Genomic DNA, 13,862 nt, shown 5'->3' with positions numbered 1-13,862 from the left:
GCCTAGGGTGTGTGGGGATTCAGTTCAGGGTGGAGCGAAAATGGTGGATTTGGAGAACCGGCGCGCAGCGTACTCAAAGTATGTGAGCACCGGAAGCGCAGAAGGCCGCCATTTGCAGCCCGCCATGGGCTGAATCCCCACACACCCTAGTCACCTGGACTGAAGTAGGCATCATTGTATAGCTCTGTTGGAAGGCAGGTCCATATGGTGGCGGGCAGGCAGGCGGGTATGGTGATATTGAGCGATGATGATCGCTCATTTCTGGAGGGGCAGGTTCGGCGGCACAAAGCGCCGCGCTCTTTATCCGACCGGTGCCGGATGGTCCTTCTCTGTGCCGAAGGACTTCAGAGCAAGGAGGTCGCCGAACGCCTCGGCGTCCACGAGCATACGGTCGGCAAATGGCGGCGTCGGTTCATCCAGGATGGCATCGAGGGGCTGACCGACGAATATCGTGCGGGCCGACCACGCACAGTATCGGATGAGCAGGTAGCTCAGGTGATAGAGCGGACGCTGAACACCACGCCGAAGGATGCAACCCACTGGTCGATCCGTTCCATGGCAGCCGCGTCGGGGCTATCGCACACCAGCATCCGCCGGATCTGGGGCGCGTTTGGCTTGCAGCCGCATCGGTCAGAGACGTTCAAGCTGTCCGCCGATCCTCTGTTCGTCGACAAGGTTCAGGACATTGTCGGTCTCTACATGTTGCCGCCGAACCGGGCGATTGTGCTGTGCGTCGACGAAAAATCGCAAATCCAGGCGCTGGATCGCGAGCAGCCGGTCCTGCCCATGGCACCGGGCATGCCCGAGCGGCGCACGCATACTTACGTCCGCAATGGCACGACGTCTCTATTCGCAGCGCTCGACATCGCTACAGGCGCCGTGATCGGAAAATGCTACAAACGCCATCGGGCAACCGAGTTTCTCGACTTTCTCAAGCGGATCGACGCCGCGATGCCCAAAGGGCCGGACGTCCACCTCGTGATGGACAACTATGCCACCCACAAGACGCCGAAGATAAAGGCCTGGCTCGCGCGCCGCCCGCATTGGCATGTCCACTTCACCCCGACTTCGGCGTCTTGGATCAATCAGGTGGAACGGTGGTTTGCAGAACTGACACGCAAGCAGTTGCAACGCGGCGTCCATCGATCCACAGCCGAGCTTGAGGCAGACATCACTGCATTCATCGCGGCTCACAACGAAAATCCCAAGCCCTACAAATGGGTGAAATCCGCCGACGAAATCCTCGCCTCCGTCAAACGATTCTGTCAGAAAACAATGAACCGAACTTCGGATTCAGGTGACTAGAGCCTGCGCTCCTATGCTGACGGGAACGCGCCGCTCCCCGTCAGCGACATCAGCAACGCCCCTCAGGCAGCGACGGGATAGACGCCGCGCTTTTCCACCAGCCGAGCCAGATGCCAGTCCCGGTCGCCCAGCAGCGCATCGATGGCGGTCAGCCGCTTGAAAGCATGCCCGACCTTATATTCGGCGGTGATGCCGATGGCGCCGTGCATCTGCACCGCTTCCTGCCCGATGATGCGGCCCGACTTGCCGATCTGCGCCTTGGCGGCGGAAATGTTGCGGCTCCGCTGATCGGCGTCGATGTCGAGCGACAGCGCCGCAAGGATCGCCATGCTGCGCGACAGTTCGAGCTGCATCAACATTTCGACGGCCCGATGCTGGAGCGCCTGGAAGCTGCCGATGGCAACGCCGAATTGCTGGCGGGTCTTGAGATAGTCGACGGTCACGTCGAACAAGGCTGAATCTGGTCATGAGCTCCCCTCTCATCTGGATTGTCGGCGCGACGGCCGAACCGACCCGAAGGTCACGGCCCTCGCTATTGCCGCGAAGAGAGGATTTTGCATGCAGAAATCAGCGATGATCGCCATGCATCATGGCTATGATCTATCGCCCGGCATAAGGGCCGCCGGGCGGCGTCAGGACCAGCCGCGCAGGAACCGTCCGGCGATTTCCCGCGCCCGGCCCGGCCGATGGACGAAAGCCATGTCGTCCACCATCACCCGGAACCCCTGCGTGATCAGCCCTTGCAGGTCGAAGGCGGCCTCCTGCGGATCGCCTGGACGCAGCACGCCGTCCGCCATCAACCGCTCGAAATAATCGCTGATCGGGCGGAAACCCTCATAGGCATTGGCCAGCAGCATCGCGCCCAGATGGGGAAAGTCGCGCCCTTCCGCGACCGCGATCCGCAGCAGCGTCGGCCCCATCGGATGGCAGACCGCGACCTGCGTATAGGTGGCGACGAACCGCTCGACCGTGCCGAGCGGATCATCCACGTCCAGTTCCAGCGCCCGCAGGCCGGATCGCACCGCTTCCATGCTGCGATGGAGCAGCGCGGTGAACAGCCCCTCCTTGCTGCCGAAGCGGCGGTAAATGGTGGTCTTGCTGACGCCCGACCGCTCCACCAGCCGGTCGAGGCTGGTGCCGCCGAAACCGGTCAGCGCGAACTCCTCCAGCGCGATGTCGAGCAGGCGGTCGATGCGCCGGTCCACCTCCGCACGCGGCAGCCGCCCGCCCTGCCAGCGTTTCCCTGCCTGTCCTGTCGTCGCCGTCTCGCCGCTCATGCTGCGCGGATAACCCGGTGCAGCTTCCAAACCAAGGGGGAAGGCGGCTGCGGCTCATCATCTTCCAAATGTCGATACGGCCAAACATGGGATTGGCGATCTCGCCCTTGCGTTCGGATCGATATGGGGCGAACATCCCGCCTTCCAAGCGACCGCTTCGCAGAAAGACGGATGGATTGGAGGAGAGCAGGATGAGCGGCTGTTGTACACGGGCCATCGCGCTTGTCGGGCCCGCCGGAGGGGGCAAGACCAGCCTTGCGGAAGCCATATTGTTCATAACCGGCGCGGTCCCGCGCCAGGGATCGGTGCAGGCGGGAAGCAGCGTGGGCGACGCCAGCCCGGAAGCGCGAGAGCGCGGCAGTTCGACCGAGCTCAACCTCATGCATTTCGAATGGATGGGCGACCGGTTCGCATTGATCGACGTGCCGGGCGGGCCGGGCTTTGCGGCTGACGGGTCCATCGCGCTCGACATGGCCGACCTCGCCATCGTCGTGATCGATCCCGACCCGGACCGAGTCGCGCTAGCCCAGCCGGTGCTGCGCAGGCTGGAGCGATCGGGCATTCCGCATGCATTGTTCGTCAACAAGATCGATCAGGCGCGGGGCAGCATAGAGGATTTGCTGACCGCGCTCGCGCCGATGAGCACCGCCGCGCTGGTGGCGCGCCAGATCCCGATCCGCGCAGGAGAGCGAGTCGCGGGCTTCGTCGACCTCGCGCTGGAGCGGGGCTATCATTATGAGCCGGGCAAGAAATCGCAGCAGGTCGCGCTCGCCCCGCATGTGAAGGATGATGAAAGTGCGGCGCGTTTCCATATGCTGGAACAACTGGCCGACCATGACGACCTGTTGCTCGAACAATTGCTGTCGGACGAACAGCCGAGTCTGGACACCGTCTTTGCCGACCTGGCGCGGGAGACCGCCAGCGGGCTGATCGTGCCGGTGCTGTTCGGTTCCGCCTCCAACGGCTTCGGCATTCGGCAGCTGCTGAAGATGCTGCGCCATGACACGCCGATGCCTGCGCAGACGGCGGAACGGCTCGCGATCCAGGGAGATGCGGCGCAGCTCTTCAAGATTTCCCATGCCGCGACGGTCGGACGGCTGGCGCTGGCGCGCCTGTTCGGCGGCGCGCTGGGCGATGGGGCGGAGATGGTCGACGCGGCGGGGCGGCCGCTCCGGCCGGGCGGCCTGTTCGCCGTTCAAGGCTCCGCCACGACGAAAATCCCTTCGGCCGGAGCGGGCGCGATCGTCGGCATCGCGAAGATCGAGGGCGTGCAGGCGGGCGATGTGATCGGCATAACGGCGCAGGTTCCGGCGACCGGCTATGCGGTCGAGAAAGCGGCGGCGAATTGCGCGCTGGCCATCGCGGCCAAGGATCACAAGGATGAGGTGCGCCTCTCCACCGCGCTCAACCGGCTGGCCGAAGAGGATGCGGGGCTGCACTGGGATCAGGATGAGGGGTCGCGCGAAACCCTGCTCCACGGCATGAGCGAGGATCATCTGGCGGTGGCGCTGGACCGGCTGAAGCGCCGCTATGGCGTTGCGGTGTCGGTGCATGCCCCGACGATCGCCTACAGGGAATCGATCCGCAAGGCGGTGACGCAGCGGGGGCGGCACAAGAAACAGTCCGGCGGCCATGGCCAGTTCGGGGATGTGGTTCTGGAAGTCCGTCCGCTGGACCGGGGGGAAGGCATCAGGTTCGAGGAACGGATCACCGGCGGCGCCGTGCCCAAGCAATATATTCCGGCGGTCGAGAAGGGCATGCTCGACGCCGTGGCGAAGGGGCCGCTCGGCTTTGCGGTGGTTGACGTGGCTGCCGTGCTGGTGGACGGATCATTCCACAGCGTCGACAGTTCGGAACTGGCCTTCCGCACCGCCGGGCGCATGGCCATGTCCGATGCCTTGGCGGCGGCTGCGCCCTATCTGCTGGAGCCCGTGGCCCATGTGACGATCATGAGCCCAGGCGCCGCGACCTCCCGCATCACCTCCGCCGTGGCGAGCCGCCGGGGCCAGATGCTGCGCATGACGACGCTGGACGGCTGGTTCCATTGGGATGTGCTGGAAGTCCTCCTGCCGGAAGCGGGCCTGCGGGGGATGGAGGCGGAAATCCGGTCGATGAGCCAGGGCATGGCGCATTATGAAGCGCATTTCGACCATCTGGCGGAAGTCAACGCCAAGCTGGCGGACAGCATCGTGCACCGGGCCAGGGAGCCCGCCTAGCGCGAGCCGCCCGGCCGCCAAGCCTCTACGGATTCTTCTTCGACTGACCGAAATTGCCGCCGCTTTGCCCCGGATTGGTGCCCGATTGACCCGGCGGGGCGTTGCCGCTGGCTGGATTGGAACCGGATTGGCCCGGCGTCGTCCCATTCTGGCCCGGCGCACTGCCTGAATTGCCGGGTGGAGTGGAAGAGGAGGAAGAGCCGCCTGCGCCCGGCGTGGCGGAGGATGCTCCTGTCGAGGAAGAGCCGCCATCGGCGCCCGAGGCCGAAGCATAACGGACGATTAGGTCGGCGCTGTCGTTAAAGACCCCGGTGATCGATTGCCCCAAGGCCCAGGAGGCCATCGCCACCGAACTGGCCAGCACGCCAAGCAGCAGCGCATATTCCGCCGCCGATGCGCCGGAACCATCCGCCATCATCCTTGCGATCAGCCCCTTGACGCGCGGCATCATACCCCCCTGCCCCATAGTGGCCGCAAGATGCGCCTTTTTGCGGAAGATGTAAAATCGATTAACCCTGATGACGCCATTGCGCCCCAATGGCCGTGATGAAGGAGAATCCTTGTCAGGCGGAACTGAGCGCCTTCACCACGAAGGGCAGGCATTCCCCCTCCGGATCGGTCAGCGTCAGATAGGCGCCCGGCTGGATGGCGTGCGCGTCCAGCCGGTAGATCTTCTCGTCATCCGCCTCCCCCGGTTCATAGGACAGCGCCCAGCCATGCCGGGTGTGCAGCAGCGTGCCGTGCCGGTCGGGCTCATTGGGCCAGAACCGCCGCGCCGTCGCCAGTTCGGGGTGGATGCGATATTCCTTTTCGTCGATCAGGCCGCCGATCCCCAGCGGCAGGCGCAGCACATAGCTTCGGGCCGCCGATCCATTGGGAAAGGACGGCGTCCGGGCAAGTTCGAGGCGTATGGTCGTCCAGCTCATGACCATTGCAATCGGATTCCGCCGCGAAAAGAGATATAAGGATTATTCCTGATGGCGACCGCGCCGGGGCAGTCCTAGCCAGAGGGTGAAGAGACGCTTGCCGGGAGATAGACGATGAAATCGGTCCTGCTGCACATTCACGAAGATCATGGCGCGGAAAGCCGCTTGCAGGCGGCTTGCGATCTGGCCCGCGCATCGGGCGCGCATATCCATTGCGCGCAGGTGACGGCCATGCCCGATTTCGTCGCGGCGGACATGTATGGCGGAGCGTCCATGGCGCCGGCGATGATGGCCGAACTCTACGACATCGACGAAAAGGCCCGGACGCGCATAGAGGATCGGCTGCGCCGGGAGGATGTGAGCTGGGACTGGCGCCATGTGGAGGGCGATGTCGTCCATGGCCTGCTGTCCGCCGCGACGCTGACCGACGGCATGATCGTCACCCTGCCGGCCGGCCCGCGCAAGGAATTTGCCGATCCGCTGCACCTGGCCGCCGATCTGGCGCTGGCCGGGCGGGTTCCGGTGATCGCCGTGCCGCAGGAGGCGAAGTCCTTTCGGGTGACGGGCCGCGCAGTCGTGGCGTGGGAGGGTTCGCAGGAAGCCTCCGCCGCGCTGCGCCTGTCCGTGCCGCTGCTGAAGCTGGCGGAGGAAGTGCATGTCGTGACGGTCGAGGAAGCGGGCAAATATCCCTTCCCGGCGACCGATGCGCCGGAATATCTGGCCCGCCACGGCATCAAATGCCAGTTCCACACCTGGCCGCAGGACGGCCGCACCGTCGAAGCGGCGCTGAAGGCCGCCATCGGCGTGCTGAAGCCGGACTGGATGGTGATGGGCGCCTTTGGCCATAGCCGATTGCGCGAGATGGTGTTCGGCGGCGTCACCCGCGCCATGCTGCGTGAAGTGCATGTTCCGCTCTTGCTGGCGCACTGAAGCCACGGCATGGTAGGGGCATGGCGGTAGCGGACGACGAAACCGATGGATTGACGCAGCGCGAGCATAGTCTGGAACAGGCTCTGCTCGGCTCCATCCTGGCGACCGTGCCGGACGCGCTGATCGTCATCGACATGCGCGGACAGATCGTGTCGTTCAGCGCGGCGGCGCAGCGCATGTTCCAATATGCCGAAAGCGACGTGCTGGGCGAGAATATCTCGATGCTGATGCCCTCCCCCGACCGGGAAAGGCATGACGGTTATATCCATCATTATCTGTCGACCGGGGAAAAGCGGATCATCGGCGTCGGCCGCCTGACCAGCGCGCGGCGGCGGGACGGGTCGACCTTTCCCATCGAACTGTCGGTGGGCGAGGTGCAGGATGAGGGGCGGCGGCTGTTTACCGGCTTCATCCGCGACCTCACCGAAAGCCAGCAGGCCGAGCGGCGCGTGGCCGATTTGCAGGCGGAGCTGGCCCATGTCGGCCGCGTGACGGCGATGGGAACGCTGGCCTCCGCCCTGGCGCATGAGCTCAACCAGCCCCTGACGGCCATCGCCAATTATCTGGAGGCGGGGCGCGACATGCTCGACGCCGAGGGGCCGGTGGACCGGGAATTGCTGCGCGAGGCGATGGCGGAAAGCGCGAACCAGGCGCTGCGCGCGGGCGAGATCATCCGGTCGCTGCGCGAGTTCATCAAGCGCGGCGAAACCATGCGCCAGCCCGAACCCCTGCGCGTGCTGCTGGCGGAAGGGGCGGCGCTGGCCTTCATCGGCGTCGACAGCCGGGGGCTGGACATGGACATCAGCGTCGATCCCCGCGTCGACAAGGTGCTGGTCAACCGGGTCCAGTTGCAGCAGGTCGTCATCAACCTCACCAAGAACGCTGTGGAGGCGATGGCCGACAGCCCGGCGCGCATCCTGCGCCTGTCCGCCATTCCGGGAGAAAACGGCCGGGTCGAGGTGATCGTCGCGGACAGCGGACCGGGGCTGGCGCCGGACATGTCGCGCACCCTCTTCACCCCCTTCACCACCACCAAGGCTTCCGGCATGGGCGTCGGCCTGTCGATCAGCCAGACCATCGTCGAGGGTCATGGCGGACGCATCTGGGCCGGACCGTCGCAATGGAGCGGCACGGCCTTTCACTTCACCCTGGACGCAGCGGATTAGAGCATTTTGAAGTCAGCCGGCACGGCTGACGGCTCGCAAAATGCGGCCAACAAGAAGGACTAAAGCATGAGCGAGCCATTCCCCATCTATGTCGTGGACGATGACGAGGCGATCCGGCGGTCGCTGTCTTTCATGCTGAAGACGAGCGGTTTCGCCGTGAAGCTGTTCGAGGGCGGCTTGCCCTTTCTGAAGGAGGCCGCCGAGCTGGAGCCGGGCTGCGTGCTGCTGGACGTGCGGATGCCCGACATCGACGGGTTGGCGGTGCAGCGGGAATTGCGGGAGCGGGGCGTCATGCTGCCGGTGGTGATCATGACCGGCCATGGCGACATCGACATGGCGGTGACCGCGATGAAGGCCGGGGCGAGCGACTTTATCGAGAAACCGTTCGAAAAGGCGGCGCTGCTGGGCTGCGTCGATGCGGCGCGGCGGGTGGCGGTGGCCGATCGCGGCGCGAGCGCGCGGGCGGACGACGCGCGGGCACGGCTCAACATCCTGACCGAGCGGGAACGCGAGGTGCTGGACGGGCTGGTCGAAGGGCTGCCGAACAAGACCATCGCCTATGATCTGGGCATCAGCCCCCGCACGGTGGAGATCCACCGCGCCAACCTGATGCAGAAGCTGGAGGTGAAGAGCCTGGCCGAAGCGCTGCGCATCGCCTTTCATGCAGGGGTGGAGAAAGACGAGGCTTAATCTGGCAGCGGGCTGGTCTGGCTAGCTGCTGCCGTTACGCGGTACGTGCTCCTGCGCAGGCAGGAGCATAGTTCAAGCGCTGCGATGACATACTGAGGGCGGAACTGGGCTCCTGCCTGCGCAGGAGCCCAGTTTACCCAGACCGAACATCATCCACGCCTACCGCCAAAAACCCTCACCCCACCAATATCGCCCATCCCAACAGGATACAGCCTATACCCGCCGCCACAGACAACGCGCGGCCCCAAGACAACAGCTTCTCCAGCGCGACCAGCAGCGTCAGCAGCGCGATCCAGGCGAGGTTCATGATCCCGCCCGCGAACAGCAGCGCCATCAGCATCCAGCAGCAGCCCACGCACCAGGCGCCATGGACCATTCCCATGCGCAGCGCGCCGATCCATCCCGGCCGGTAATGGCGGCTGAGGAATTGCGCGGGATTGCGGCATTGACGCAGGCAGGCATCCTTCCATGGGCTGATCTGATAGGCCCCCGCCGCGATCAGCAGCGCGGCGGCCAGCGGGCGGCTGGATGTCGCCATCGCCATGGGGGACAGCATCGCCATTGTCGCCAGGCGCCATTGCATCAGCGTGGCGATCAGGGAGAAGAGGCCCCAGGCCAGCAAATAGCCCAGGATGAAGCTCTCCGCCGCGGCGCGGACATTGGCGGGCGCGGCGCGGGCGTAGAGCAGGACCATCGGCGCGGCGGAGGGAAGCATCATCGCGACCATCATCACCCACCACATGGCGAACGTCACGGCGAACTGCACCGCCGTCCACGGCGCGTCGCCGGGCATCATCATCGCCAGCATCGGGTCTTCCGCCAGGCCGGCGGGGAACAGCGAGGCGGCCGGAGCCATGCCCATGCCGGCGCCCGAGATCAGCCAGCCCCAGGCCAGCGCGATCAGCACCGCCAAAGCGACAAGCGAAATCAAGCGGTGCCGGGCGAGCACCGCGCTCCATGGCGGCATCGTCAACCCCTGACGACGCCGTGGCTGTCGAGGTGAAGATAGGCGAACTGGCCGTAGCTGGACGCATGGTCGAGCTGCATCGGCGCAATGGCGCGGCTGGCGCCGGAGCCGACCTCCGCCACTTCATATTCAAAGCCGTCGGGCAAGTGGATCTGGGCGCGGATTTCCGATCCGTCGACCGGGCTGCGAATCGGTTCGCCGTCCATTTCCAGATGGCCGGGGATGCGCAGGCGGCCCTTGCGCCCTTCGACGTCGACCTCGAAATTGACGGGAACGAAGCGCGGCTCATGCATGGTGGCGATGGTGGAGGCGAAGACGGCGAACACCGTCGCCATGGGAGCGGTGTCGCCGCCGGTCATGATCGTCAGCAGGGCGTTGCGCTGCGCCTCGCTCGCGCGTTCGTCGACAAAGGTCACGCATTCGCCCTGCCCTTCGTGGATCGGGCCGGGCCAGCGGAACACGGCGGCGATGTTCAGGCCGGACAGGTCGGTATTGCCGTGGCGCCCCTCATCGATGGCGAAGCCGAAGGCGGCCTGGCAATGGCCCTTGTCGGGCAAGCCGCCAAACTGGCAGTTGCAGCCATATTCGCAGTTGCAGTTGGCGAATTCCCGGCCCTTGAGCATCCAGTAGACCATGATGCGACTCCCCTGACAGCCGGAGGGGACTATAGCAGATTCAGGAGGCTGCGTCGCGATTCCCTGTTCCGCGCAGGATCATGCGATGCGGCCCCTCCCATGTCACAATTTCGCCCCGGCTGCGATCAAGCTTTCCTTGACGCGGGCCGTCGCCATCTCAAGCGGATCGGTCTCCCCCAGAAGGGCGAAGCTGCCGTTGAGCGCGAAAGTGCAATGGCCGTGGACCGTCGCCACCAGCGAGCGGGCGAGGCGCGGGGCGCCCTCTCTGCCGTCCGGCGGCAGGACAGCGGCGACTTCGCGCACGACGACTTCGGTAAGGCGGCCGCGCTGCCGGGCATAATCCTCCGGCATGGGAACGCCGGGCGGCAGGCGGTGGTCGTAGATCGCCATCCAGATATTCGGGTTTTCCTGGGCGAAGCTGAAATATCCCTCCACCAGCGCGGCGATGCGGTCTTGCGGATCGCCGGCGAGACGCTGCTCCAGAAAGGCGGCCCACAGGTCGAAGGTGCGCGTGTTGATGGCGGCGACCAGGCGGTCATAGCTGCCGAAGACATTGTAGAGCGTGCCGACGGAGTAGCCGATGCGCTTGGCCACTTCGCGGGAGGAGAATTTGGCGAAACCGGATTCGGCCATGTGGCGGTGGCCTTCCTCCAGGATGAACGCCTCCAATTCCTCGCGGCTGTGATCGGATCGTCTGCCCATGGGATGAGCGATAGGGAATGAATTGAACGCTGTCTAATTATTTTATTGAACGGTGTTAAATTTTTCGGTAGCAGGAGCATGTCGGTCGGGTTTCAGGGGTTCGACTCATGTTCATGACGCTCGTTTTAGTGGTTTTCGGGATCATGCTGTTCGATATGCGCGGGCGGCTGAAGGCTGCGGAGCGCCGATTGGCTGTGCTGGAGGGTGGGGACATGACTGCGCCCTCCCCTCTTGCCCTCGACCGCCACTCCCGCGAAGGCGGAGGTCCATCTCATGAGCGTTCCCCCTGGGGTGAGGTGCGGGAGATGGGGCCCCGCCTTCGCGGGAATGACAGAGAGGAGAAGGAAGAGGCAGAGCGGCCATTACAGCCTGCGGCGATCGTGGAGCGGCGCACGGATAGTGTAGAAGCCTCTCCCCCGCCCTCGATCGCAGAAATCCCCGCCGAACCGGAAACGCCCGTCGCGGCCCCTTCCCGTCCGTCCTTCAGCTTCGAGGAGCTGTTCGGCCACCGCCTGCCGATCTGGGCGGGCGGGGTGACGCTGGCGGTCGCGGGGGTGCTGCTGGTCAAATATTCGATCGACGCAGGGCTGTTGTCGCCGCTGGTGCGGGTCGCGCTGGGGCTGCTGTTCGGCGGCGGGCTGATCGGCGGCGCCGAGGCGGCCTTGCGGCTGGAGGAGCGGGTGCGCGATGCGCGGGTATGGCAGGCGCTGTCCGGGGCAGGTCTCGCGACGCTCTATGTCAGCATATTGGCGGCGCATACGCTGTACGGGCTGGTGGGACCGGCCGTCGCCTTTGCCGGGCTGGCGGGGGTGACTGGGCTGGCCATGGCGCTGGCGCTGCGCTTCGGGGCGCCGAGCGCCCTGCTGGGGCTGGTCGGCGGGTTGGCGGCACCCGCGCTGGTCCAGGCGGGGCAGCCCAACGTGCCCTTGCTGAGCTGCTATCTGGCCCTGGCGGTCGGCGGCCTGACGCTGCTGTCGCGGACGCAGCGGTGGATGTGGCTGGGCGTGAGCGCGCTGATCGGCGGGGCTGGCTGGGGCGCGGTCATGCTGGCGGTCGGGGCGCTGGAATGGGCGTCGTCGCTGTCGGTTGGCCTGCTGGCGCTGATGCTGGGCATCATCTTGCCGCTGTTCGCCTTTTCCGGAGCGCGGGCGGTGCTGCTGCGGGTCGGCGCGGCTGTCGTGGCGGCGGCGCAAATGGCGGCGCTGGTGGCGACGGGCGGCTTTGCGCTGTTGCATTGGGGGCTGTTCGGACTGCTGTCCGCCGCGCTGCTGTGGCTGGGGCGGGAGGCGGCGTTGCGGCCCCTGGCGGCGGTCGGAGCGGCCGTGGCCCTGCTGCTGGCGGCGGTGTGGCCGCATCCGGAGATGGGGCGCTTCACGCTCGTCATGCTGGGGATGGTCGCGATCTATGGCGGGGCGGCCCTGTGGCGGCTCTGGCGCGTCGGTGGACTGGTCGAGGCGGGGCAGATCGCCGGGCTGGCGCTGGGCGGGTTTTTCGTGGCGCTGGGGCATTTCTGGCGCGTGGGGCTGGACGGGGAATTTGCCCTGCTGGCGCTGGCGGCGGCGGGATTCCCGGGGGCGGCGATGCTGACCGGCTGGGGTTGCGAGGGACGACGCGGGGATGCGCGTTTCGTGACGCTGGCGAGCGCGGCGGGGATGCTGATGCTGCTGTCCGGCGGGCTGGGACTGCCGGAGTGGATGCTGCCGGTGGTGATCGCGGCGGTGGCGGCGGGGATGCTGATGCTGGCGGAGCGCGCGGAGGATCGGCGGGTCGAATGGAGCGGCTGGGGATTCGCCTGCATGGCGGTCCTGGCTTTGGCGGGATCGAACGGAATGGACCGGCTCTGGGGCGAGGCGGCATCGGGCGCGCCTGCGCAGTGCATGGCGCATTGGGCAGCCGTAGCGGCGATGGCGGCGCTCTTCGCCTGGCGCGCGCGCTTTGCGGAGGGCCGGTTGGTGGCCCAGGGAGCGGCGGCGCTGCTGGCTTATGGCGCGGTGACGCAGTTGGTTCCGGGGGGCTGGCTGGCGGTGGCGGCCGCTTTGGGGCTGGCCTTGCTGGCGGAGGGGGCGCGGCGGCTGCCGGTGGGGCGGATGGTGCCTGCGCTGGGCGTGGTCCTGGCGGTGGTGGCGCTTTGGGCTTGCTGGCCTTTGGGCATGTGGTTGGGCCGGGCCTTGCTGTCGCTGGCGGGCGAGCCGGTGCTGGCGCGGGATCTGCCGGGGATCGGGGACGCGGCGCGGCGGCTGGCCGTGCCAGCGGCGCTGCTGGCTGTGGCCTTGTGGCGCGCCGCTCCGGTTGTCGGGCTGGTCGAGCGGCGGGTGGGATGGGCTGTCGCCGGGCTGCTGGGCGGGGTCGCGGTGCATGTGGGGTATAAGCAGCTTTTCGGGCTGGCGGATTGGGGCGACGTGACGCGCTGGGCTCTGGCGGAGCGGACGGTTTGGGAAGGGCTTTTGATCGGGGCCGGATTCCTGATCTGGCGGATGGGAGGACAGGCCGCCGGAGGATTGCTCGCCGGTGCGGGATTGGCGCATTTGCTGGTTTATACCGTCGTGCTGCATGATCCGCTGTGGTTTCCGCAGGAGGTCGGCCGCTGGCCGGTCGTCAATCTGCTGCCGGTTGCTCTTGCCCTCTCCTTCCTGGCGCTTCGGGTCGTGGGGGCCTGGGGGCCGCGCATGGCGGATGGGCTGCGGATGGGCTTGACGGCGCTGTTCGGGGTCGCCTTGCTCCGGCAAGCCTTTGCGGGCCCCTTGCTGACGGTGCCGGGGGTCGGCCAGGCGGAGGATATTCTCCGCTCCGTGCTCGCGCTGGGGCTGGCGGTGGGCTTCCTGCTGTGGGGCATCCACAGGCAGGCGCGGGACTGGCGGATCGCTTCGCTGCTGCTGATGCTTGTCGCCGTGGCGAAGGTGTTCCTGTTCGACGCTTCGGGCTTGACCGGCCTGCTGCGGATCGCTTCCTTCCTGGCATTGGGGTTCAGCCTGATCGGGATCGGATGGCTTTACAATCGCGTGTTGCGGGAACCGGTTAACAACTCCGCGACGAATGCGGCATAATGCG

At 66.3% G+C, this 13,862-nt stretch carries 13 protein-coding genes; 6 read left to right on the top strand and 7 right to left on the bottom strand.

Translation table 11 applies throughout. The features are described 5' to 3' along the window. The first annotated feature begins 204 nt into the window (after positions 1–204). Positions 205–1,305 carry an IS630 family transposase gene (locus HUK72_RS22295; RefSeq protein ID WP_087576363.1) on the top strand — a complete coding sequence of 367 codons (1,101 nt, stop codon included), beginning with the start codon at positions 205–207 and terminating at the stop codon, positions 1,303–1,305. Between the two features lie 62 nt (positions 1,306–1,367). Here the strand turns inward: HUK72_RS22295 and HUK72_RS22290 are convergent, their stop codons facing one another. Beyond that, positions 1,368–1,748: an acyl-CoA dehydrogenase family protein gene (locus HUK72_RS22290; RefSeq protein ID WP_336952732.1), complete on the bottom strand. Its 381-nt coding sequence runs from the start codon at positions 1,746–1,748 to the stop codon at positions 1,368–1,370. Between the two features lie 189 nt (positions 1,749–1,937). Next, on the bottom strand, positions 1,938–2,582 hold the full coding sequence (locus tag HUK72_RS22285) for a TetR/AcrR family transcriptional regulator (RefSeq protein WP_176598704.1): 645 nt from the start codon (positions 2,580–2,582) through the stop codon (positions 1,938–1,940). A gap of 191 nt (positions 2,583–2,773) precedes the next feature. Between HUK72_RS22285 and HUK72_RS22280 the strand changes: the two genes are divergently transcribed. Continuing rightward, positions 2,774–4,798 carry an elongation factor G gene (locus HUK72_RS22280; RefSeq protein ID WP_176598703.1) on the top strand — a complete coding sequence of 675 codons (2,025 nt, stop codon included), beginning with the start codon at positions 2,774–2,776 and terminating at the stop codon, positions 4,796–4,798. Between the two features lie 25 nt (positions 4,799–4,823). Here the strand turns inward: HUK72_RS22280 and HUK72_RS22275 are convergent, their stop codons facing one another. Both HUK72_RS22275 and HUK72_RS22270 read right to left on the bottom strand, forming a co-directional pair. Further along, on the bottom strand, positions 4,824–5,249 hold the full coding sequence (locus HUK72_RS22275) for a Flp family type IVb pilin (protein ID WP_218036207.1): 426 nt from the start codon (positions 5,247–5,249) through the stop codon (positions 4,824–4,826). 112 nt (positions 5,250–5,361) lie between these two features. Continuing rightward, complete coding sequence (locus tag HUK72_RS22270) at positions 5,362–5,724, bottom strand: hypothetical protein (RefSeq protein WP_176598701.1); 363 nt, start codon at positions 5,722–5,724, stop codon at positions 5,362–5,364. 114 nt (positions 5,725–5,838) lie between these two features. On the opposite strand from HUK72_RS22270, the gene HUK72_RS22265 reads away from it, so the two are divergent. From HUK72_RS22265 to fixJ, 3 genes are all read left to right on the top strand, one after another. Next, positions 5,839–6,654, top strand: coding sequence for a universal stress protein (locus tag HUK72_RS22265; protein WP_176598700.1), 816 nt, complete (start codon positions 5,839–5,841; stop codon positions 6,652–6,654). Positions 6,655–6,674: 20 nt separating this feature from the next. Beyond that, the gene (locus HUK72_RS22260) at positions 6,675–7,820 is read left to right on the top strand and encodes a sensor histidine kinase (RefSeq protein ID WP_176598699.1); all 1,146 of its coding nucleotides are present in this window, start codon (positions 6,675–6,677) and stop codon (positions 7,818–7,820) included. Positions 7,821–7,886: 66 nt separating this feature from the next. After that, on the top strand, positions 7,887–8,510 hold the full coding sequence (fixJ, locus tag HUK72_RS22255; protein WP_176598698.1) for a response regulator FixJ: 624 nt from the start codon (positions 7,887–7,889) through the stop codon (positions 8,508–8,510). 175 nt (positions 8,511–8,685) lie between these two features. On the opposite strand, the gene HUK72_RS22250 is transcribed toward fixJ, so the two are convergent. The 3 genes from HUK72_RS22250 to HUK72_RS22240 all read right to left on the bottom strand — a co-directional run bounded on the left by HUK72_RS22250 (position 8,686) and on the right by HUK72_RS22240 (position 10,814). Continuing rightward, positions 8,686–9,477 (bottom strand): DUF2182 domain-containing protein, encoded by a 792-nt coding sequence (locus tag HUK72_RS22250; RefSeq protein ID WP_176598697.1) that lies wholly within the window; start codon positions 9,475–9,477, stop codon positions 8,686–8,688. Positions 9,478–9,479: 2 nt separating this feature from the next. After that, complete coding sequence (locus HUK72_RS22245) at positions 9,480–10,112, bottom strand: DUF1326 domain-containing protein (protein ID WP_176598696.1); 633 nt, start codon at positions 10,110–10,112, stop codon at positions 9,480–9,482. 102 nt (positions 10,113–10,214) lie between these two features. Then, a complete protein-coding gene (locus HUK72_RS22240; RefSeq protein WP_176598695.1) occupies positions 10,215–10,814 on the bottom strand; it encodes a TetR/AcrR family transcriptional regulator in 600 nt (199 codons plus the stop codon). Between the two features lie 113 nt (positions 10,815–10,927). On the opposite strand from HUK72_RS22240, the gene HUK72_RS22235 reads away from it, so the two are divergent. After that, entirely contained in the window at positions 10,928–13,858 is a 2,931-nt protein-coding gene (locus HUK72_RS22235) for a DUF2339 domain-containing protein (protein ID WP_255325915.1), read from the top strand. Positions 13,859–13,862 lie beyond the last annotated feature (4 nt).

This window comes from Sphingobium sp. 15-1 (assembly GCF_013375535.1).
In the GTDB taxonomy this organism is placed as follows: domain Bacteria; phylum Pseudomonadota; class Alphaproteobacteria; order Sphingomonadales; family Sphingomonadaceae; genus Sphingobium; species Sphingobium aromaticivastans.
The sequence above is the reverse complement of the archived record's forward strand: the minus strand, read 5'-3'. Positions and strand labels throughout refer to the sequence as shown.

Excerpts from the sequence above, each read along its gene's own strand:
- HUK72_RS22295 (WP_087576363.1), top strand. The coding sequence starts at position 205 with ATGGTGGCGGGCAGGCAGGCGGGTATGGTGATATTGAGCGATGATGAT.
- HUK72_RS22285 (WP_176598704.1), bottom strand. The coding sequence starts at position 2,582 with ATGAGCGGCGAGACGGCGACGACAGGACAGGCAGGGAAACGCTGGCAG.
- HUK72_RS22280 (WP_176598703.1), top strand. The coding sequence starts at position 2,774 with ATGAGCGGCTGTTGTACACGGGCCATCGCGCTTGTCGGGCCCGCCGGA.
- HUK72_RS22275 (WP_218036207.1), bottom strand. The coding sequence starts at position 5,249 with ATGATGCCGCGCGTCAAGGGGCTGATCGCAAGGATGATGGCGGATGGT.
- HUK72_RS22270 (WP_176598701.1), bottom strand. The coding sequence starts at position 5,724 with ATGAGCTGGACGACCATACGCCTCGAACTTGCCCGGACGCCGTCCTTT.
- HUK72_RS22265 (WP_176598700.1), top strand. The coding sequence starts at position 5,839 with ATGAAATCGGTCCTGCTGCACATTCACGAAGATCATGGCGCGGAAAGC.
- HUK72_RS22260 (WP_176598699.1), top strand. The coding sequence starts at position 6,675 with ATGGCGGTAGCGGACGACGAAACCGATGGATTGACGCAGCGCGAGCAT.
- fixJ (WP_176598698.1), top strand. The coding sequence starts at position 7,887 with ATGAGCGAGCCATTCCCCATCTATGTCGTGGACGATGACGAGGCGATC.
- HUK72_RS22250 (WP_176598697.1), bottom strand. The coding sequence starts at position 9,477 with ATGCCGCCATGGAGCGCGGTGCTCGCCCGGCACCGCTTGATTTCGCTT.
- HUK72_RS22245 (WP_176598696.1), bottom strand. The coding sequence starts at position 10,112 with ATGGTCTACTGGATGCTCAAGGGCCGGGAATTCGCCAACTGCAACTGC.
- HUK72_RS22240 (WP_176598695.1), bottom strand. The coding sequence starts at position 10,814 with ATGGGCAGACGATCCGATCACAGCCGCGAGGAATTGGAGGCGTTCATC.
- HUK72_RS22235 (WP_255325915.1), top strand. The coding sequence starts at position 10,928 with ATGACGCTCGTTTTAGTGGTTTTCGGGATCATGCTGTTCGATATGCGC.